The organism is Pseudomonas sp. P8_229 (assembly GCF_034008635.1).
In the GTDB taxonomy this organism is placed as follows: Bacteria; Pseudomonadota; Gammaproteobacteria; order Pseudomonadales; family Pseudomonadaceae; genus Aquipseudomonas.
This window is the reverse complement of record NZ_CP125378.1, coordinates 3,656,200-3,676,180: the sequence shown is the minus strand read 5'-3', so window position 1 is coordinate 3,676,180 and position 19,981 is coordinate 3,656,200. Positions and strand designations below refer to the sequence as shown.

20 protein-coding genes are annotated in these 19,981 nt (G+C 61.9%); 14 read left to right on the top strand and 6 right to left on the bottom strand.

Annotated elements, in window-relative coordinates:
• Positions 1 to 175 precede the first annotated feature (175 nt).
• The 6 genes from cobJ to QMK55_RS16595 form a co-directional block, all read right to left on the bottom strand.
• Positions 176 to 1,876 (bottom strand): precorrin-3B C(17)-methyltransferase, encoded by a 1,701-nt coding sequence (gene cobJ / locus QMK55_RS16620; protein ID WP_320329586.1) that lies wholly within the window; start codon positions 1,874 to 1,876, stop codon positions 176 to 178.
• Entirely contained in the window at positions 1,876 to 2,610 is a 735-nt protein-coding gene (locus tag QMK55_RS16615) for a precorrin-2 C(20)-methyltransferase (protein ID WP_413787273.1), read from the bottom strand. Before QMK55_RS16615 ends, cobJ begins: the two co-directional genes overlap by 1 nt.
• Complete coding sequence (locus QMK55_RS16610) at positions 2,607 to 3,233, bottom strand: precorrin-8X methylmutase (RefSeq protein WP_320329585.1); 627 nt, start codon at positions 3,231 to 3,233, stop codon at positions 2,607 to 2,609. The genes QMK55_RS16615 and QMK55_RS16610 overlap by 4 nt, the downstream gene beginning before the upstream one ends.
• Positions 3,226 to 4,524 carry a precorrin-3B synthase gene (cobG, locus tag QMK55_RS16605; RefSeq protein WP_320329584.1) on the bottom strand — a complete coding sequence of 433 codons (1,299 nt, stop codon included), beginning with the start codon at positions 4,522 to 4,524 and terminating at the stop codon, positions 3,226 to 3,228. The genes QMK55_RS16610 and cobG overlap by 8 nt, the downstream gene beginning before the upstream one ends.
• 159 nt (positions 4,525 to 4,683) lie before the next feature.
• Entirely contained in the window at positions 4,684 to 5,322 is a 639-nt protein-coding gene (locus tag QMK55_RS16600; protein ID WP_320329583.1) for a hypothetical protein, read from the bottom strand.
• Positions 5,323 to 5,379: 57 nt separating this feature from the next.
• A complete protein-coding gene (locus tag QMK55_RS16595) occupies positions 5,380 to 5,595 on the bottom strand; it encodes a hypothetical protein (protein WP_320329582.1) in 216 nt (71 codons plus the stop codon).
• Between QMK55_RS16595 and cbiE the strand changes: the two genes are divergently transcribed.
• The 14 genes from cbiE to QMK55_RS16525 all read left to right on the top strand — a co-directional run bounded on the left by cbiE (position 5,594) and on the right by QMK55_RS16525 (position 19,836).
• Positions 5,594 to 6,805 carry a precorrin-6y C5,15-methyltransferase (decarboxylating) subunit CbiE gene (gene cbiE, locus QMK55_RS16590; RefSeq protein ID WP_320329581.1) on the top strand — a complete coding sequence of 404 codons (1,212 nt, stop codon included), beginning with the start codon at positions 5,594 to 5,596 and terminating at the stop codon, positions 6,803 to 6,805. The two genes, QMK55_RS16595 and cbiE, sit on opposite strands and share 2 nt — an antisense overlap.
• Entirely contained in the window at positions 6,798 to 7,895 is a 1,098-nt protein-coding gene (locus tag QMK55_RS16585; RefSeq protein ID WP_102354376.1) for a cobalt-precorrin-5B (C(1))-methyltransferase, read from the top strand. Before cbiE ends, QMK55_RS16585 begins: the two co-directional genes overlap by 8 nt.
• Positions 7,892 to 8,620, top strand: a complete 729-nt coding sequence (locus tag QMK55_RS16580; RefSeq protein WP_102354375.1) for a cobalt-precorrin-6A reductase — start codon at positions 7,892 to 7,894, stop codon at positions 8,618 to 8,620. The genes QMK55_RS16585 and QMK55_RS16580 overlap by 4 nt, the downstream gene beginning before the upstream one ends.
• A 160-nt stretch (positions 8,621 to 8,780) precedes the next feature.
• Complete coding sequence (locus tag QMK55_RS16575; protein ID WP_003221246.1) at positions 8,781 to 9,083, top strand: type II toxin-antitoxin system RelE/ParE family toxin; 303 nt, start codon at positions 8,781 to 8,783, stop codon at positions 9,081 to 9,083.
• 3 nt (positions 9,084 to 9,086) lie between these two features.
• Entirely contained in the window at positions 9,087 to 9,377 is a 291-nt protein-coding gene (locus QMK55_RS16570; RefSeq protein ID WP_003221244.1) for an addiction module antidote protein, read from the top strand.
• Between the two features lie 97 nt (positions 9,378 to 9,474).
• Positions 9,475 to 9,873, top strand: a complete 399-nt coding sequence (locus QMK55_RS16565; RefSeq protein ID WP_320329580.1) for a DUF2946 domain-containing protein — start codon at positions 9,475 to 9,477, stop codon at positions 9,871 to 9,873.
• A 48-nt stretch (positions 9,874 to 9,921) separates the two neighbouring features.
• Positions 9,922 to 10,401 carry a copper chaperone PCu(A)C gene (locus tag QMK55_RS16560; protein ID WP_320329579.1) on the top strand — a complete coding sequence of 160 codons (480 nt, stop codon included), beginning with the start codon at positions 9,922 to 9,924 and terminating at the stop codon, positions 10,399 to 10,401.
• Positions 10,402 to 10,422: 21 nt separating this feature from the next.
• Positions 10,423 to 10,869 carry a DUF2946 domain-containing protein gene (locus QMK55_RS16555; RefSeq protein WP_320329578.1) on the top strand — a complete coding sequence of 149 codons (447 nt, stop codon included), beginning with the start codon at positions 10,423 to 10,425 and terminating at the stop codon, positions 10,867 to 10,869.
• 85 nt (positions 10,870 to 10,954) lie between these two features.
• Positions 10,955 to 13,093, top strand: a complete 2,139-nt coding sequence (locus QMK55_RS16550) for a TonB-dependent copper receptor (protein WP_320329577.1) — start codon at positions 10,955 to 10,957, stop codon at positions 13,091 to 13,093.
• A 177-nt stretch (positions 13,094 to 13,270) separates the two neighbouring features.
• Entirely contained in the window at positions 13,271 to 14,650 is a 1,380-nt protein-coding gene (locus tag QMK55_RS16545; protein ID WP_320329576.1) for a PepSY domain-containing protein, read from the top strand.
• 150 nt (positions 14,651 to 14,800) lie between these two features.
• Positions 14,801 to 16,924, top strand: coding sequence for a TonB-dependent receptor (locus tag QMK55_RS16540; protein WP_320329575.1), 2,124 nt, complete (start codon positions 14,801 to 14,803; stop codon positions 16,922 to 16,924).
• Between the two features lie 172 nt (positions 16,925 to 17,096).
• Positions 17,097 to 17,885 carry an ABC transporter ATP-binding protein gene (locus QMK55_RS16535; RefSeq protein ID WP_320329574.1) on the top strand — a complete coding sequence of 263 codons (789 nt, stop codon included), beginning with the start codon at positions 17,097 to 17,099 and terminating at the stop codon, positions 17,883 to 17,885.
• Positions 17,882 to 18,829 carry an ABC transporter substrate-binding protein gene (locus QMK55_RS16530; RefSeq protein WP_102354365.1) on the top strand — a complete coding sequence of 316 codons (948 nt, stop codon included), beginning with the start codon at positions 17,882 to 17,884 and terminating at the stop codon, positions 18,827 to 18,829. Before QMK55_RS16535 ends, QMK55_RS16530 begins: the two co-directional genes overlap by 4 nt.
• Positions 18,826 to 19,836, top strand: a complete 1,011-nt coding sequence (locus QMK55_RS16525; RefSeq protein ID WP_102354364.1) for a FecCD family ABC transporter permease — start codon at positions 18,826 to 18,828, stop codon at positions 19,834 to 19,836. The genes QMK55_RS16530 and QMK55_RS16525 overlap by 4 nt, the downstream gene beginning before the upstream one ends.
• Positions 19,837 to 19,981 lie beyond the last annotated feature (145 nt).

The window sequence follows — 19,981 nt, the reverse complement described above, 5'->3', positions numbered from 1 at the left end:
GCCTATCTATCTGAATTCAGAATAAGTCGAACAAAATATAAGTAACAAGAAAGCTCCGACGACGAAGCGGAGCAAATCGTACATGGGCTGTTGATAAATACGACACAGGCAAATCCGGTAACAATGCGCACGGGAACCGGGGCGTGGCGAGGGAGCCGACTCCCTCGCCAATCGCTCAGGACAGCGGTTTTTCGCCGTACCAGCGCGGCGTGTACACCCACTCGCCACCTTCAGCCTTGGGGAAAGTACAGGTGGTCGAGGAGCCAATCAGCACCATGGTGCGCATGTCCACCTGTTCCGGAGTCAGTTGCCCCAGCGTAGTGACCCGCAGGGTTTGCCCCGGCCGACCGATGTCGCGCCCCAGCACCACCGGTGTTGCCGCGACGCGATGTTGCGCGACGATTTCCAGTGCGCGCCCCAATTGCCACGGACGCGCGCGCGAAATCGGGTTGTAGAAGGCCAACGCCAGATCGGCCTCGGCGGCGAGTTCCAGACGCCGCTCGATGATCGACCATGGCTTGAGGTTGTCCGACAGCGACATCACACAGAAGTCATGCCCCAGCGGCGCGCCCGCCTGCGCCGCAGTCGCGAGCGAGGCCGAGACACCCGGGAGAATTTCCAGATCGACGCTGTGCCACGCCGGGTCATCCGACTCATGCAGAGCCTCAAGCACTGCTGCGGCCATGGCGAACACGCCGGGATCACCCGACGACACCACGATCACTGAGCGGCCCTCGGCCGCCAACCGGAAGGCATGTCGCGCGCGCTGCATTTCTTCACGATTGTCGGTGCAGTGTTGCACCTGATCGTCGCGGAACGGGCCGGCCATACGCACATAGGTTTCGTAGCCGAGCACATCGGTGGCCCGCGCCAGTTCGGCTTTTACCGCCGGCACCATCAATTCGGCAGCGCCGGGGCCAAGGCCGATGACTGCCAGACGACCGCGCGGACGACCGATGCTCGAGACGTCCAAGGGTTGTTCGCCAATGACAATTGCCAGCTTGTTTGCACTGACGACCCGGGCCTGAGGCACCGCGGTCTGCGCCAGCGCAGCGACATCGTTTGGCGCTGCGACAAAGCGCAGTGGCACACCCAGTTCCAGCGCCGCCTCACGCAAACACGTCGAAGCCATTTCGCTATCGGCAGCCACCACGCACGCCAGCGATTGCACGGCGACGTTGGCCTGCTGCAACGCCATACGAACTGCATTTGGCAGATCCGCCACTTCGGCCACTACCGCTACCGCAACACTGCGCGGATAGATCAGCAATTCATTGGCACTCGCTGCACGCTCGGCACTGCCGACATGAATCGAGCGCTGTGCCTGCGGATCTTCCGGCAACTGCGCCTGATCCAGCCACGGCGCCTCGCCTTCGATGCGCACGCTGTGTCCGGCCAGCAGATCCGAGACAAACCGCTTACCCAGCTCCAGATCGCCCAGCGCGTAACCGTTGGGGGGATTGAGCAGGCACGTGCCGAAGCGCAATTCACCACTGGTAGTAATCGCCGCCGCCACTTGCAGCCCGGCAGCAATGTTGCGAGCCATGACGTTTACACCACCGAGGCCACCGAGCAGCGGCACCACGGCGCTGCCGTCTTCAGCAACGGCGAGTACCGCAGGTTCGGCGCCCTTCTCCAGCAGCAACGGCGCCAGGGTTCGAATGATGATGCCGGCAGCGCACAGGGCGATGATCGGTATGTCCTGCTGATACAACTCACGCAGGGTCGCGCCGAATTCCTGATACGTGCGGTCGGCACCTTCAACGCGCCCGGCGAGACCATGGATCTGCGCCGTCGGATACAGCTGCTGAATGCTCCGTGCTGTGGCCAGCGCGCCCTGTCCGAGAATGACAATGGCCGGTATCGATTGAGTCATCACCCTTGCCACCGTTCGCCCGGGACGATGATCAGCGAGAAGTACGGCGAAGACATCGGCTCGACCTGATCCAGCGGCACGATCTTCTGATTGGCCATCGTCGCGCGCTCGACGTACAGCGCACGTTCGGCGAGGCCAAGTTCTTCCAGTACCGCACGAACCTTGGGAAAGTTGCGCCCAAGCTTCATGATCACCGCCGCGTCGGCATCGGCCAGACGCCGCTTCAGATCGTCATGCGGCAACACGCCAGAGAGCACCGACAGGCTCTGATTGCGATACACCAGCGGCGCTCCAAGCACCGATGCACCACCGAGCATCGAACACACACCCGGCACCACTTGCGCTTCGTATCGCGTGGCAAGGCGGTCGTGCAGATACATGTAGGAGCCGTAGAAGAACGGATCGCCCTCACAGATCACCGCGACATCGCGCCCGGCGTCCAGGTGTGCCGCGACTTCTTCGGCCGCGTCGTCGTAGAAGTCACTGATCACCTGCTCGTAGGACAGCGGTGCAGGCAGCACTTCGGTGGTCACCGGGTACACCAGCGGCAGCAGATTCTGCGCATCCTGCAAGTGCGCCTCGATGATGCCGAAGGCGTTGCCCTTCTTGCCCTTGGCGACGAAGTACGCCACCACCGGCGATTCGCGCAGCAGGCGCAGGGCCTTCACGGTAATCAGCTCGGGATCACCGGGGCCGACACCCAGACCGATCAAACGTCCCTTTGCCTGCATCATTCGATCTCCGTGGCGAGGGCATTCACTGCAGCGGCGGCCATGGCGCTGCCACCGAGGCGGCCCTGCATGATCACAAACGGTACGCCACGACTATTCGCCGCCAGCGCCGCTTTCGACTCGGCGGCGCCGACAAAACCCACCGGAAAACCGAGGATCAGCGCCGGTTTCGGCGCACCGGCGTCGAGCATTTCCAACAGATAGAACAGCGCGGTCGGCGCATTGCCGATCACTACCACGCTGCCTTCCAGGTGCGGACGCCACAGTTCCAGCGCTGCGGCGGAACGGGTGTTACCCAACTCCCGCGCCAGTTCCGGCACGCTGTCATCGCGCAGAGTGCAGATCACCTCGTTGTTCGCCGGCAGGCGCGCGCGCGTCACGCCCTCGGAGACCATCCGCGCATCACAGAGGATCGGCGCACCGGCCGCCAGCGCATCGCGCCCGGCCTTGCCGGCGCCTGCGGAAAATTGCAGACCGTCGACCGCCTCGACCATGCCGCAGGCGTGGATCACCCGCACTGCGAGCTTTTCCAGGTCGGCCGGAATGCGCGCCAGATTGGCCTCGCTGCGAATGATCGCGAAGGAGTTGCGATAGATCTCCTGACCGTCGCGAATGTAATCAAGCATCAAGGGGGCTCCGTGAGCGGGCGTCGAGCAGGGTCGCGGCCGCTTCAATAGTAAGGTTGCGTGCGTGCAGCGCGCCGAAACCCGGCAGTGCTGCATCGCGAAAATAAAGGTCGTAGTGGCCCGGGCTGACCGCCAGCAACGTCACCGGTGTGCGATGGGCAGCGGCGCAAGAGCGCGGGCATGCGGACAGGTGCACGCCCTGCGCTTGTGGCAACAGTGTCGCCAACAGCCGGGCGTCGTGTTTGGTATCGGCAAGGCCTTTGCCGCAGCCGCTGGATCCGGTGCAGGCGATCAGCCGCGATAGCGCCTCGTCCGGATCGGTGCGCAACTGCAATTGCCCCAGTTTCTGCAGCACTTGCGCGGCGTCGGTGTGCTTCACGTTCGGTAGCAACACACTTTGCCAAGGTGTGAAGCGCAGGCTGCCATCGCCGAACTCACGGGCCAGTCGGGCCACCCCGTGAAGCATCGCCGGATCAAGACGGCCGAGCGCTGGCACCGCGCCGATGTACACCCGATCCACCGTGCCTTGCGGGTGAACACCGATGTGCAGAGCATCGATTGCGGGCGTTCGTTGCCAATCGCACAAAGCGGTTATCGGCAGGCGTTTGTGCAAATGTTCGAGGAACGTTGGCGTCGACATTTCATCGAGCAAATGGCGCATGCGCGTCTGCTCCGGCCGTGCCAGTTCGAGGAACAATTCCAGCACCGCGACGACCAGAGCATGGCCGTTTTCCAGGGGCACGGCGCCAGTTGCACTATCGGTCGGGCATCCGGCCAGACCAAACGCCAACAATACTTCACCGTCACGTTCGAACGCCGACAGCCACAAGTCATGCGGATGCTCGAGCATCGCCAACGCCTCGCCGCCATCGAGTTGCACGGCGAACTTGGCGCTCAACTGGTGAAACTGCGGGTGAGATTGCAGGGTCGCAAGAATCTGTTCGGCCAGTGACCGGGTATCGAATTGCTGCTGCCGATCGATCCCGGCACTGGGGCTGAGCATCAGATTGCGTACATCGTCGCCCTGCGCGGTTTGCGGCCCGAGGCCGGCGGCCAGCAAGCTGCCGATCAATGTCTCAGACTGCTCGCCGATACCGCGGATCTGCAGATTGGCGCGGTTGGTCGCCTCGATCACTCCACTGGCGAAACGCTCGGCAGCATCGGCTACCGCGTCAGCCTGATCGGCAGTGATCGACCCACCATTGAGCTTGATCCGGCAGATACCGCCGTCCAGCGCCTGGACAATACGCAGTAACCCCGGGCAGGCCGAGGGGCGTAGAGCGGTGGACATCGGGCGTTCGTTCAAGGGATGACCGGCTGGCTGGCAGCGCTGTGGTGGGCGAAAGGTCGCCATTATGCCTGCTTTGCCCAAGTGCATGAAAATGCCTGCCGGTCGGAAACTGCGTCGGGGTGCACGGCGCAGGATAAAAAGCGCTTTACCCCGTGCAAGTCAGATCGGGACAGCGGCGAAATTGAATTTGAGCCCCTCCAGCGCCTTGCTCACGCTCAGGCGGCGAGCGTCCATGACCCGGCGGCTGATCACCACCTTTCGCGCCACAACATCCAGCTGAGTCATGGATTGCGACACGTCCCAGAAAAAGTAACTGGTGTTGAGACTCGACTTGATGAAGCGGATATTGCTGATCACCAGTTCCAGATCGCCGTTGGCGTTATAGCTGAGCGGTATGACCTTGAAATCGAAAGGCTTGCCACTGGTGCCCTTGACCTTTTTCAGCAACTCCACGTCACGTTCCAGTTTCGCCAACCCTTGGTCAACCCCAGTCACCTGCTCTCGACTGAGCAGCGGCGATGCAAGTTGAAACCAGACCTGTCGCACGCTGCCATTGAACTGCGTCTGAACATGCTCGATCGGCTGATGATCGCGGTTCCAGCCATGCGACCAAAGCACATCAGTAAAATAATCGGTCCAGCGTCCTGGCTGGATCGCACTGTTGTAAGTGGTATCCGCCTGACGTTTTGCCAAATAAGCACAGTTCAACGCGAACTGATAATCCTCGTAACTCTGCCCCTGACTTCCAGTCAGCAATATATCGCCGACCAGTGTCGCATTATGTTTTATATCATCCATGTTTATTTTTTCATCCTAGTAAGCGACGCCCGTATGGCGTGCAAAGTATTAATCCATTTAATAATAATCTATCGGTTGACCAAGTTTGTTTTGGTTGTAACGGGCAACTTGATCAAATATCAAAATAACAAACACGCTTGCTCTGCCAATCATTTTTCTACCACATGGCATGTCAACCGTTGCCAGCACCTGCGACAAGGCAGCAGCACCAGACAACAGAAGCCGCGCTATCATGCGCCGCTTGAACGGGCGCACGAGATTGAGGAACGGCATGACACCCTGGCTGACGGTTGTGGGAATCGGTGAAGACGGCTTCAAGGGCCTGGGCAAAAATGCCCGGCGCGCCCTCATGAATGCTTCGCGGATCATCGGTGGCCATCGTCAACTGGACTTGTTGCCGGTGTGCATTCGCGGTGAGCGCGAATTGTGGCCGAGCCCGTTTTCCCTTGCCCCGGTACTGGAGCGGCGCGGCGAAGCTGTCTGTGTGCTCGCCAGCGGCGATCCGATGTTTTACGGCGTCGGTGCGAACCTTGCGCGGCAAGTGCCGAGCGCGCAGATGCTGATTCTGCCAACGCCATCTTCCTGCTCGCTGGCTGCAGCCCGCCTCGGCTGGCCGTTGCAAGAAGTCGTGACGCTGTCGCTGGTAGCCCGACCGCTGTCGGCGCTCAATGCGCAACTGTTCAGCGGTGTGCGCCTGTTGCTGCTGAGCAATGACGGGCAGAGTCCTGCGGCGGTCGCGGCGTTGTTGCGCGAGCGCGGTTTTGGCGGCAGTCGCATCAGCGTTCTGGAGCACTTGGGCGGCACAGCCGAACGCCGTATCGACAGCACCGCAAATCACTGGAACGACCCGCCAATTGCCGATCTGAATGTGATCGCCATCGAATGCCTGGCCGATGTGCAGGCGCCGCGCCTGTCGCGACTTGCCGGATTGCCCGACTCGGCATTCAAGCACGACGGCCAACTGACCAAACGCGATGTGCGCGCGATCACCCTCGCCCGCCTCGCGCCGACACCCGGTGAACTGCTGTGGGATGTGGGCGGCGGTTGCGGCTCGATCGGCATCGAATGGATGCGTGCGCATCCCAGTTGCCGAGCGCTGGCAATCGAAGCCGATGACGGCCGCCAGCAGTTGATCGAATACAACCGCGACGCGCTGGGCGTACCCGGCCTGCAACTGGTTCGCGGTCGTGCGCCACAGGCCCTCGCCGGACTGGAGCGCCCGGACGCGATCTTCATCGGCGGCGGGGTGACTCGCGAAGGTGTGTTTGAAACCTGTTGGGAACAGCTCAAACCCGGAGGCCGGTTGGTGGCCAATGCCGTGACCCTGCAAAGTGAGCTCGCGCTGATGAACTGGCGCGAGCGCCACGGCGGCGAACTGACCCGTATTCATGTCGCTCAGGCACAGCCGCTCGGTGAGTTCGACACCTGGCGCCAGGCGCTGCCGATCACCTTGCTCGATCTGGTCAAACCTCTCGATGCGTGACGAAACCGCCGAACAACCCGCGCCCCTGCGCAGCGGCCTGACCACCGGCAGTTGCGCCACCGCCACCAGCCTTGCCGCCGCACGCCTGCTGCTCGGCGGTACCGGCGCGGACGCCGTGCAGATCGTCCTGCCCAAGGGCAAGCAGGTGCAGATGCGCCTGGAGTTCTGTCGCCTGACCGAAGACGGCGCGGAAGCCGGGACGATCAAGGACGCCGGTGACGACCCGGACGTGACCCATGGCGCCTTGCTCTATTCGCGCGTGCGTCTGCTGCCCGAACCAGGGATTCGCTTCAATGCCGGCGCAGGCGTCGGCACCGTGACCCGTCCGGGACTGGTGCTGGGCGTTGGTGAGCCGGCGATCAACCCGGTGCCGCGCAAGATGATCAGCGATCACCTGAACCTGCTCGCCGAGGAAACCGGTTATACCGGCGGTTTTGACGTTACGGTCAACGTCGAAGGCGGTGAGGCGCTGGCGCTGAAAACCATGAATCCGCGACTGGGCATTCTCGGCGGCCTGTCGATTCTCGGCACCAGCGGCATCGTCCGGCCGTTCTCCTGCGCGGCGTACATCGCCTCGATCCACCAGGGCATCGACGTGGCCAGGACCAACGGCTACCTGCACATCGCCGCCTGCACCGGCAACGCCAGCGAAGACACCATGCGCCGGGTCTACGACCTGCCGGAAATCGCCCTGATCGAAATGGGCGACTTTGTCGGCGCGGTGCTCAAGCATCTGCGCAAAGTGCCTGTGGATAAACTCAGCCTGTGCGGCGGTTTCGGCAAGATCAGCAAACTGGCGGCCGGGCACATGGATCTGCACTCGCGGCATTCCAGTATCGACCTGCCGCAACTGGCCGAATGGGCGGCGGCGATTGGTGCGGATGAGATTTTGCAGCAAGGTATTCGTGCGGCGAACACCAGTCAGCAGGCCTTGGCGATGGCCAGTGCGGCAGGCGTCGCCCTAGGCAATGAAGTCTGTCGCCATGCGCTGAACTTCGCCCGCAGCGTGGTGCCGGCGCAGGTGCAGGTCGAGGTGTTTGCGATTGATCGTCAGGGCGGCATTGTCGGCCACGCAGGAGGTTTTGCATGAAGCGAATCTTGTTGCTCGGCGGCGTCACTGAGGCGCTGGCCATCGCTCGCACGCTGGGGCCAGAACACATTTACAGCCTGGCCGGCGTGGGCCGGGTGCCCACCGACCTGACCTGCCAGGTGCGCGTCGGTGGCTACGGCGGGGCCGAAGGTCTCGCGCAATTCATTCGCGCTGAAGGCATCGAGCTGCTGCTCGACGCGACCCACCCCTATGCCGCACAAATCAGCCACAACGCCGCCCGCGCCGCACAACTGTCCGGCATTCCCTGCTGGGCTTTGCGCCGCCCCGCATGGCAGGCACAGGCCGGGGATGACTGGCGCGAAGTCAGCGACTGGGCCGAACTGACCGAGGCCCTAAAACCGTTCCAAAGCCCGCTGTTCACCCTCGGCCGTGAACCGCTGCAACACCTCGACGAAATCCCCGCCGACCAGTTCTGGACTCTGCGCGCCCTCGACGTCTACCCCGGCAACGAACGCTGCGAAGTCATCGGCGCCCGTGGGCCGTTTCTGCTTGAGGACGAGCGCGCACTGTTCGAACGCCGGCAGATCGATGTGCTGATCAGCAAGAACAGCGGCAGCACCGCGACCGAGCCGAAGCTGGAAGTGGCGCGCGAACGTGGGGTGCCGGTGATGGTGTTGAAACGGCCGGTGTTGCCGGGAGTTGATCGGGAGTTTCTGACGACGGCTGAAGTCCTCGCTGCCCTGCTTACGTCAGAATTTTCCTGATTTCGAATTTATCTGCGAATTAGCCGGCTTGTTTTGAAGAAGCAGCCGACTGTTCTTCGCAATCCCCTCACCCAATACTTCGGTTCCTTCAATCCATACAGGCAGACAAGCGCTTAAAAGCGGCTTGCCAGACTGTATCCCAAGGAATACGATCCCTGACATGATCGAACTTGAACGATCCCGTATATTTTCCGAATGGCTCGACTCGTTGAAAGACATCATCGGCAAAGGCCGAATCATCTCCAGACTTCGAGCAGCCGAACATGGCAACTTTGGCGATTGCGGATTTGTCGGTGACACCGTTTATGAAATGCGTGTGCACTACGGTCCTGGTTACAGGATGTACTTCACTCGTCGAGACGAAGTGATTTATCTGCTGTTAATCGGGGGCGATAAATCGACACAACGGCGTGATATCAAGCGCGCCGTACAAATGGCACATAGCATCGGAAATGAGGAGTAAGTCATGACCGAAAAATTTACCCGTTTCGACGCCGCCGAATACCTCAAAACTCCCGAAGATATGGCGGCGTATCTGGACGCTTGCTTTGATGATGATGAAGGCGATGGCGTGCTCATCCGTGCGGCACTGAATGACATAGCCCGAGCTCAGGGCATGACACAGGTGGCACGTGATGCCGGCCTGGGTCGTGAAAGTCTCTATAAAGCGCTGAGCAGCACTGGTAACCCCGAATTCGCAACTATCATGAAGGTCATGAAGGCTTTGGGGTTGAGATTGCACGCCGTCGCGGTTTGATTGATCTGCGACACCAAACCGCACGACGCCTTTTTACTTATCGGCCCTGATCAGGCTAAATAGCCGCGCCTGATCGCCCACCCAACGGATCTGTCCCATGAACCAACACCGGCTAGCCATTGCCTGGATTGCCTGCTTTGCAGTGCTGTTCAACATGCTCGCCATGCCGATGACCGGGGCGATGGCGCAGGCGGCCAATTCACCGGCCGAACAATTGCTGTGGAGCAGTTTCTGCACCGGCAGCGGGACGAAGATGGTGGCGATCAATATCGGCACCACGGAGCAGAAAGCCCCGTCCAACGACACCCATTCGAACATGCAGCATTGCTGGTGCTGCTCGGGTTCCGCGCCGCTGGTGGCGTTGCCGGGCCATGCACCGCAGCTGTATTTCGCCCGTTACGAAAGCAATCGCAGCGTGGCAGCGCCCTCGTTGCAAACGCCGACACCGCGCCAGCAATGGCCGAGCCTCAATCCCCGCGCCTCGCCTCTGGTTTGATTTGTTCTCGCAATTGACCTGCGTTTCAAATCGTTCTGGAGAACTGCCATGTTGAACAAACTCATCGTCATCGCTGCGCTGTTGCTGCCGGCGTGCTTCGCCCATGCCCACGAATACAAGGCCGGCGAGCTGGAAATCGCTCACCCGTGGTCGCAGGAACTGCCGCCCAACGCGCCGACCGTCGCCGCCTACTTCGTGATCAGCAACCCCGGCAAGACCGACGACCGCCTGCTCAGCGTCGATTCGCCGATCACTGACCAAGCGCAGCTGCACGAGCATGTGATGCAGGGCGATCTGATGAAGATGCAGCAGGTGCCCAACGTGATGATTCCAGCCGGCGGCAAGGTGACGTTCGCGCCAATGGCTTATCACGTGATGTTGCTCAACCCGAAAGACCGCAGCCTGCTCAGCGACGGCAAACGCTTCCCGCTGACCCTGCATTTCGAGAAGTCCGGCAACGTCACCGTCGAGGTCGCGGTGCAGAAGAAACCACCGCACGCGGTGCCCGAGCACGAGCACGCCCAGTAATCGATCCGGCTGACCACGCCCGTGCGCTCGCAACGCGCCGGGGCGTCCAGCCTGCATCGCCAGAGCCAGACTCTGACTCGCGGTAGCTGGATCGCCCTGTTCGCCATGTTGATGATCTTCATCGGCCCGCTGATTTCTCAGTCGATGCCGATGGATCAGCACGCCTCGACTTCCATGCCGATGAGCATGGACATGTCGATGGCCATGCCCGGCATGGATCACGGTGGTCATGATGCACAGCCCAGCGCCGAACATTGCCCGCCGCAATCCTCGCACCACGCCCTGTGGGAAAAATGCGGTTATTGCAGCCTGCTGTTCAACTGCCCGGCACTGACCGGTGGCGGCAGCTTCGCCACGTTCAGCATCGCTCACGTCAACACCTTCACCCCGCCCTCCCCGCGCCTGGGTCATGCCCGGCAAACCTTCTTCCCCGGCGCCCGCACCCGCGCCCCGCCCATCACCGCGTAAACACCGCACCTTTGATTGCACACGGTTGAGAAGACAGCTTCAGGCTGCCGGCCGTGTCGTTTACGACTGTTTGATGGAAATTGTCATGTCCAGGTTTTCTGCTGTTCCACGCTTGAGCGCTGCTCAGGCGTCCTTCGACTTGAACGAATCGCGCATTCGTTTCTCGCACGCTACCGCCGTCCTTTGCGGCGTCCTGCTGTCCCCGCTGGTGCTGGCCGATGACCACACCGGTCACAACGACCCTGCCAGCCACTCTGAAATGTTGAGTCCAACGGTGATCACCGCGATCGCCCCCAGCTCACCGCTGACCATCGTCACCAACCCCAAGGACCCGCGCCAACCGGTGCCGGCCAGCGACGGTGGCGATTATCTGAAGACCATTCCAGGCTTTGCCCTGGTGCGCAATGGCGGTACCAACGGCGATCCGGTACTGCGCGGCATGTTCGGTTCGCGCCTGAATATCCTCACCAACGGCAGCATGCTGCTCGGTGCCTGCCCTGGCCGCATGGATGCACCTACCTCGTACATCTCGCCGGAAACCTACGACAAACTCACGGTGATCAAAGGCCCGCAAACCGTGCTCTGGGGCCCGGGCGCATCGGCCGGCACGGTGCTGTTCGATCGTGAACCGGAAAGCTTCGGCGAACTCGGTACCCGGGTGAACGCCAGCGTGCTGGCCGGCTCCAACGGGCGCTTCGACAAGGTCGTCGACGCCGCCGCCGGCGGGCCGTTGGGCTACGTGCGGGTGATCGGCAACACCGCGCACTCCGACGACTATCGCGACGGCAACAACGACACCGTGCCGTCGCGCTACGACAAATGGAACGGTGACATCGCCGTCGGCTGGACCCCGGACGCCGACACCCTGATCGAACTCACTGCCGGCAAGGGCGACGGCGAAGCGCGCTACGCCGGACGCGGCATGGACGGTTCGCAGTTCCTGCGTGAAAGCCTCGGGCTGCGCTTCGAAAAATCCAACATCACTGACGTGCTCGAGAAACTTGAAGCACAGGTCTACTACAACTACGCCGACCACGTGATGGACAACTACACCCTGCGCACGCCGTCCGGCACCGGGATGATGGCCGGGCCGATGGCGTCCAACGTTGATCGCCGCACCCTCGGCGCGCGGATCAAGGCGACCTGGCGCTGGGCCGACATCCAGTTGATCACCGGCCTTGACGCGCAGACCAACGAGCACCGCCAGCGCAGTGGCATGGGTATCGACACTTACAAGGATCAGCCGTACACCAAGGACGCCGATTTCCATAACTACGGCGTGTTCAGCGAAATGACCTGGTACGCCGCTGACCGTGATCGCCTGATCACTGGCGCTCGGGTCGACCGCGCTTCGGCCAAGGACTACCGGCAGAGAATCGGCTCAGGGATGATGAGCCGGCCGAATCCGACCGCCGACGACACCCGTGCCGACACCCTGCCCAGCGGCTTCGTGCGTTACGAGCATGACCTCGCTGACAGCCCGACAACGCTCTATGCCGGCCTCGGCCACGCGCAGCGCTTCCCGGATTACTGGGAGCTGTTTTCACCCAAGTCCGGCCCGGCAGGTTCGTTGAATGCCTTCGACTCGATCAAACCGGAAAAGACCACCCAGTTCGACTTTGGCGTGAACTACAAGACCGCCGAACTCGAAGCCTGGGCCTCGGGCTACATCGGCGTGGTGCGTGACTACATCCTGTTCGACTACACGCCGACGATGATGGGCATGAGCACCTCCCGCGCACAAAACATCGACGCGCGGATCATGGGCGGCGAACTCGGCGCTGCGTACAAACTCACCGACAACTGGAAAGCCGACGCGACCCTGGCCTACGCCTGGGGCAAGAACAGCAGCGACGGCAAGGCCCTGCCGCAGATGCCCCCGCTGGATGCGCGTTTCGGCCTCACCTACAGCGAAGACAACTGGAGCGCCGGAGCGCTGTGGCGCGTGGTCGCGGCGCAAAACCGCATCGATCAGAACAAGGGCAACGTGGTCGGCAAGGACTACGACAAGAGCGGCGGCTTTGGCGTGTTCTCGCTCAACGGTGCCTACCGGATCAACAAGAACTGGAAGGTCAGTACCGGCGTCGACAACCTGTTCGGCAAGGCTTACGCCGAACACCTGAACCTGGCGGGCAACGCCGGTTTCGGCTACCCGGCCAACGACCCGCAAGCGATCAATGAGCCGGGGCGCACGCTCTGGACCAAGGTCGACATGAGTTTCTGACAAAGAGGCACACCCTGCCTTTGTGGGAGCGGGCTTGCTCGCGAAAACGGTGTATCAGGCGCCAACAATGTTGAGCGTGCCGCCGTCTTCGCGAGCAAGCCCGCTCCCACAGGAGTGCAGCGATGACGCTACCGATACAGAACAACTAAAAGATCCAAGCCAAGCGGAGCACACGTGATGCAAAAGCCCAAACCGAACTTCTATAACACGGCCTGGCGCTGGCATTTTTACGCCGGTCTTTTCGTCGCCCCTTTCATGGTGATGCTGGCCCTGACCGGCATCATCTACCTGTTCAAACCGCAGCTCGATTCCCTGATGTACAGCAGCCTGCTCAAGGTTCCGGCCGGGCATCACACGGTGTCGGCCGATGAGCTGCTGCAACGGGTGAAAAGCGCTTATCCACAGGGCCAGATCACCCAGTACCTGCCGCCGGCGAATGCCGAACGCAGCGCGCAATTCGTGGTGAAGAACGAAGGTCATGAACTCAACGTGTTCATCGATCCGTACCACGGCGACATCCTTGGCGAGCAGGATGCCAAGCAGAATCTGCAAGCCGTCGCCCGCGCCATTCACGGCGAATTGATGATCGGCACGGTCGGTGACCGCCTGATCGAACTCGCCGCCGGTTGGGGCGTGGTGCTGGTGGTGTCGGGGGTGTTCCTGTGGTGGCCGCGAGGTCAGTCCGCCGGCATTTTGTGGCCACGGCTGAACAGTCGCGGTCGGGTGTTGTGGCGTGACCTGCACGCGGTCACCGGGTTTTGGGGCGCGGCCTTGCTGCTGGTGATGCTGCTCAGCGGCATGACCTGGACCGGCTTCTGGGGCAAGCAGTACGCCCAGGTCTGGAACGTGTTCCCGGCCGCCATGTGGAACAACGTACCGACCTCCGACATCGAGGCCGGCAGCCTCAACAACGCCGCGCGCCAGACCGTGCCATGGGCAATGGAAAACACGCCGATGCCGATGTCCGGCGACCATGCCGAGCACATGGCCCACGGCGGCATGCAACACGGCCCCGCCGCACCCGCGATCAGCCTGCAAGAGGTGCAGAACATCGCGATTGAACGCAAGGTCGAGCCGGGCTACAGCATTACCCTGCCGACCACCGCCAGCGGGGTGTTCACCATTGCCGTATTCGCCGACGACCCGCGCAACGACGCCACCCTGCACATCGATCAGTACACCGGCAAAGTCCTCGCCGATGTGCGTTTCGAGCAGTACGGCGCGGTGGCACGGGCCACGGAAATCGGCGTGATGCTGCATGAAGGCAAGATGTTCGGCACCTTCAACCAGATCGTCGTGCTGCTGATCTGCCTGATGATTCTGCTCAGCGCCGTCAGCGGTGTGGTGATCTGGTGGAAGCGCCGACCACAGGGCAAGTTCGGTGTGCCGCCGCTACGTCATGACCTGCCGAAATGGAAAACCGGCGTGGCGATCATGCTGGTGCTGGCGGTGATTTTTCCGCTGGTGGGGGCTTCGCTGGTGGTGGTCTGGTTGCTGGATCGAGTGCTGTTGTCGCGCCTGGGGCGCCAACCTGAATCTGCCTCAACTTCATCATGAAACAGGCGAGATGCGCGGTTTAGACAGTTCTTTAAACTGCCGGCTCTTATACGCCGGCATTTTTTAGTGTTACTGTATAACCCATATTTGCCACTCTGCCCGCGGCCAAAAGCTGCGGGGTTTCTTTTGAAGAAGTGATTCACCACCCCGATGAACAAGTACCTCTTGTCCAGCCTCTGCCTGTTCGCCCTGAACAACGCCAATGCCGATAGCCAACCGCTGACGCTGCCTATCGGCACGATCAGCGCACCGGCCATGGACGACGAAAGCCTCAGCCTGACCACGCCGACCACCGCCGGTTCACGCCTGAACCTCACGGCCATGGAAACCCCGGCCAGTGTCGAAAGCCTCAGTGGCGAACAAGTGCGTGCCCGTGGCGATCGCAACGTGCAGGACGCCGTGTCGCGCAGCACCGGCATCAGCCGCACCGGTACTCCCGGCGATGGCGGCACCTCGTTGCAGGCGCGCGGTTTTACCGGGCAGAGTTCGGTGATGCAGTTGTATGACGGCAACCGCATGTACACCGGCATGGGCACCGTGACCTTTCCGGTCGACACCTGGTCGGTGGCGCGCGTCGACGTGCTGCGCGGCCCGGCCTCAGTGCTGTACGGCGAAGGCGCGACCGGTGCGGTGGTCAACGTGATCCCGAAGAAGCCGTTCAGCGGTGAAATCGAAAACCATCTGCGCGTCGGCTACGGCTCGTATGACCGCCAGCAGCAGGCGTTCGACAGCGGCGGCTCACTGACCGACACCCTGAGCTATCGCCTCAATCTCAATCGTCTGCGCAGCAATGGCTGGATCGATCGCGGCGACTCCTCCAGCGACTTCATCAGCGCCGCCCTGCGCTGGCAGGCTACCGATGATCTGGCTTTCACCTTCGCCCACGACTACGGTGACCAGCGCCCACAGAACTACTTCGGCACGCCACTGATCAACGGCCGGTTGCAGGACAGCCTGCGCAACAAGAACTACAACGTGCGCGACAACCAGCAGCACTACAACGATCAGTGGACGCGTCTGACCACTGACTGGCAGATCAACGATGCGCTCAGTGCCAGCAACGAGTTGTACTACCTCAAGGCCCAGCGCCGCTGGCAGAACGCCGAGAACTACAACTTCGATCGCGACACCCGGCAATTGAGCCGCAGCGGCTACTTCGGTATCGGGCACAAGCAGGAGCAGGTCGGCGACCGCCAGACCTTCACCTTCAAGCACTCGCTGTTCGACCTCGACAGCCAGACCGTGACCGGTGTCGATTACAACCGCATCCGCTTCCAGCTCAACAGCAACTCGCCGTTCAACGACGTGTTGCCGAACGGCCAGGCGCTGGACCTGTATCACCCGCAGCCGGGCTATTTCGCAAGCGCCAATCCGTACCGCGATCAGTTCGACAGCACCACGAAACAGATGTCGCTGTTCGCCGAAAACCGTACGCAACTGAGCGAACGCTGGTCGCTGGTGACCGGTGTGCGCCGCGATTACGTGCACGTTGATCGCAACAATCTGATCGACGGCAGCCAGAGCGACAAGACCCTGACCGGTAACAACTGGAAGGCCGGACTGGTGTTTGCGCTGACGCCCGACACTTCGTTCTACGGGCAGGTCGCGACCAGCACCGACGGCATCGGCGGCCTGATCTCCCTGAGCCCGAGCCAGCAGCAGTACGACTTGTCGACCGCACGCCAGACCGAGATCGGCATGAAACAGTTGTTCTGGGATCAGCGCGGCGAGTTCACCCTGGCGGCCTATCGCATCGTCAAAAAGAAGCTGCTGACGGACGATCCGGGCAACCCGACGCTCAAGCAGCAAGTCGGTCAGCAATCGTCCAATGGCCTGGAAGCCAGCCTCGACCTGCAATTGCCCCACGCCTGGCAACTGCAGGCCAACGCCGCGATTGTGCAGGCCAAGTACGATGATTTCTCCGAGGTGGTCAACGGGCAAACCCTTTCGTACAACGGCAACCGCCCGGTGGACGTGCCCCGGCGCACCGCCAATCTGTGGCTGAACAAAAAACTGAGCGATGACCTGAAGGCCGGCGCCGGCGTGCGCTATGTCGATGCGCGCTACGCCGACATGGCCAACCGCAACGAGCTGCCAAGCTACACCGTGGTCGATGCCACGCTGTCGTGGCAAGCCTTGCGCAATACCACGCTGGGCCTGCAAGTGAACAATCTGTTTGACCGCCAGTACGCGCAAAGCCAATACAATGAGGGCCAGCAATGGATTCTCGGCGAGCCGAGATCGTTCTTCGTCACCGCGGATTACACCTTTTAAAAGTTGAAACACTCTTGTGGTGAGGGGATTTATCCCCGATGGACCGCGCAGCGGTCCCAAAACCTGTAATCACCGTTTATCAGAAGACCGTATTCATCGGTTTGCGACGGCTTCGCCGCCGATCGGGGATAAATCCCCTCGCCACAAATGATTTACTGAACTCAGGAATGTGATGACCTCGCTAAACCTCGCCAACCTCGCCTGGACACCTATGGGCCACGGCCACTGCCATCACCAGTTCCAGCTGCGTGACGCCTCGTTGCAGGTGGCCGCCGGTGAGTTTGTCGGTCTGATCGGCCCCAACGGCAGCGGCAAGACCAGCCTGCTGCGCTGTGCCTATCGCTTCAGCCAGCCGGAAAGCGGCGAGGTCAGACTCGATCACCACAACGTGTGGAAGCAGTCCTCACGCTGGTGCGCACAACGCATCGCCGTGGTCCTGCAGGAATTCCCCGATGCCTTCGGCCTGACCGTCGAAGAGGTTGTCGCCATGGGCCGTACACCACACAAAGGCCTGTTCGATGGTGACACGCAGGAAGATCGCAATCTTGCGACGCAAGCGCTCAAATCAGTCGGCCTCGACGGCTTCGAAGACCACGCGTTCGCCACCCTTTCCGGCGGTGAAAAACAGCGAGTGATCCTCGCCCGCGCCCTGACTCAGCAACCGCAACTGCTGATCCTCGACGAGCCGACCAACCACCTCGACCCGCGTTATCAACTCGAGCTGCTGCAACTGGTCAAGCGCCTGCAGATCGGCACCCTCGCCAGCATCCACGATCTGAATCTGGCCGCCGCGTTCTGTGACCGACTCTACGTGATCAACCACGGGCACATCGTCGCCAGCGGTACGCCGCAAGAGGTGCTCACCACTGAACTGTTGCGCGGCGTGTTCGGTGTCGAAGCCTTGATCGATTCCCACCCCCTCCACGGCTACCCGCGAATCACCTGGATAACCCGACCATGACTGTGCGTTCCCTGCTTTGCGTCGCTCTTTTGTTGTGCAGTGCCCAAGCCCTGGCCGAAGCCACGAAATACCCGCTGACCATTCATAGCTGCAACCGCGAAGTGAGCTTCAGCGAGGCGCCGAAGCATGCGGTCAGTCACGACATCAACATGACCCAGATGATGCTCGCCCTCGGTCTCAAGCCGCGCATGGCCGGGTACAGCGGCGTCAGTGGCTGGAAGTCGGTAACGCCCCAGATGCAGTCGCTGCTCGATGGTTTGCCGGAGCTGGCCGCGAAATATCCGTCGGTGGAAACCCTGCTCAACGCCAACGTCGATTTCTTCTTCGCCGGCTGGGATTACGGCATGCGCGTCGGCGGTGATCTCACCCCGCATACCCTGCAACCGCTGGGCATCAACGTGTATGAACTGACCGAATCCTGCGCCTTCGTGATGAAGCGCCCGGCGGCGACGCTGGAGGACACCTACAACGACCTGCGCAACCTCGGGAAGATCTTCGACGTACAGGATCGCGCCAACGCGCTGATCGCCGACATGCAGCAGCAGGTCGCCGAAATCCGCAAAGACCTGCCCGCCGACAAGCCGCGAGTGTTCCTCTACGACAGCGGCGAAGACCGCGCCATGACCTCCGGCCGCCTCGGCATGCCGCAAGCGCTGATCGATGCCGCCGGTGGGCGCAACATTCTCGATGACGTCGACGCGAGCTGGACCCGGGTCAACTGGGAAACCGTGGTCGAACGCAATCCGCAGGTGATCGTGATCGTCGACTACAGCGAAATCACCGCCGAGCAGAAGATCGAATTCCTGCTGAAGAACCCTGCGCTGCAGTCAGTGGACGCGATCAAGAACCAGCGTTTCATCGTCATCCCTTACGTGCAGGCCACGCCGGGGATCGATAACGTGCTGGCGGTGCAAACCCTGGCCAAGGGGTTCCACGGCGAATGATCGACCGTCGCTACGCCCTGTTGCTGACCGTCCTCGGCGCCGTGTTGCTGGTGTCATGCGTGGTGTCGCTCGGCTTTGGTCCGGCGCGGGTGCCGGTGGAGGTGGTGTGGCGGATTCTGCTGCACAAGGCCTTCGGCGTCGGCGACGTGAGCTGGAGCGCCGGGCAGGAACACATTGTCTGGCTGATCCGCGTGCCGCGCATGTTGCTCGGGGCATTGGTCGGTGCCGGGCTGGCATTGATCGGCGCGGTGCTGCAAGCGGTGACGCGCAATCCACTGGCCGATCCGCACCTGCTCGGCGTCACTTCCGGCGCGACGTTGGGCGCGGTGATCGTGGTGCTACACATTGGTGAAATCGTTGGCCTGCTGACCTTGCCGATTGCCGCGTTCATCGGTGCGTTGCTGAGCATGTTTCTGGTGCTGGGCATTGCCAACCGTCAGGGCCGGCTCGACAGCGACCGATTGCTGTTATGCGGTGTGGCGGTGTCGTTCGTGATGATGGCGATCGCCAACCTGCTGCTGTTCATGGGCGACCACCGCGCCAGCTCGGCGGTGATGTTCTGGATGCTCGGCGGCCTCGGCCTGGCACGCTGGGAACTGCTGGCGGTGCCGGCGCTGAGCGTGCTGCTTGGCCTCGGTTTGCTGTTGGGTATGGCCCGACCGCTGAACGCACTGATGGCTGGCGAGCAGACCGCCGTGACCCTCGGCCTGAATGCCCGGTCGGTGCGTTTACGGGTGTTTGTGATCGCCTCGTTGATGACCGGCGTGCTGGTGTCGATCAGCGGCTCGATCGGTTTTGTCGGGCTGATGGTGCCGCACATTGCCCGGCGCCTGGTCGGCGCCGAACATCGCCGCCTGCTGCCAGCCTGTGTGCTGCTCGGCAGCCTGTTCCTGGTGTGGGTCGATGTCGCCGCCCGGACCCTGATCGCGCCGGAAGACCTGCCCATCGGCGTCGCCACCGCTGCCATCGGCGGCGTGTTCTTCATCGGCCTCATGCGCCGCCGCTGATCCAACACAGATCAACTTGTAGGAGTGAGCCTGCTCGCGATGACGGCGACACATTCGACATCAATGCGGATGACAGAACGCTATCGCGAGCAGGCTCACTCCTATAGGGGACAATGTCGCCCTTGAAATCGCGCCCCAATCTGGC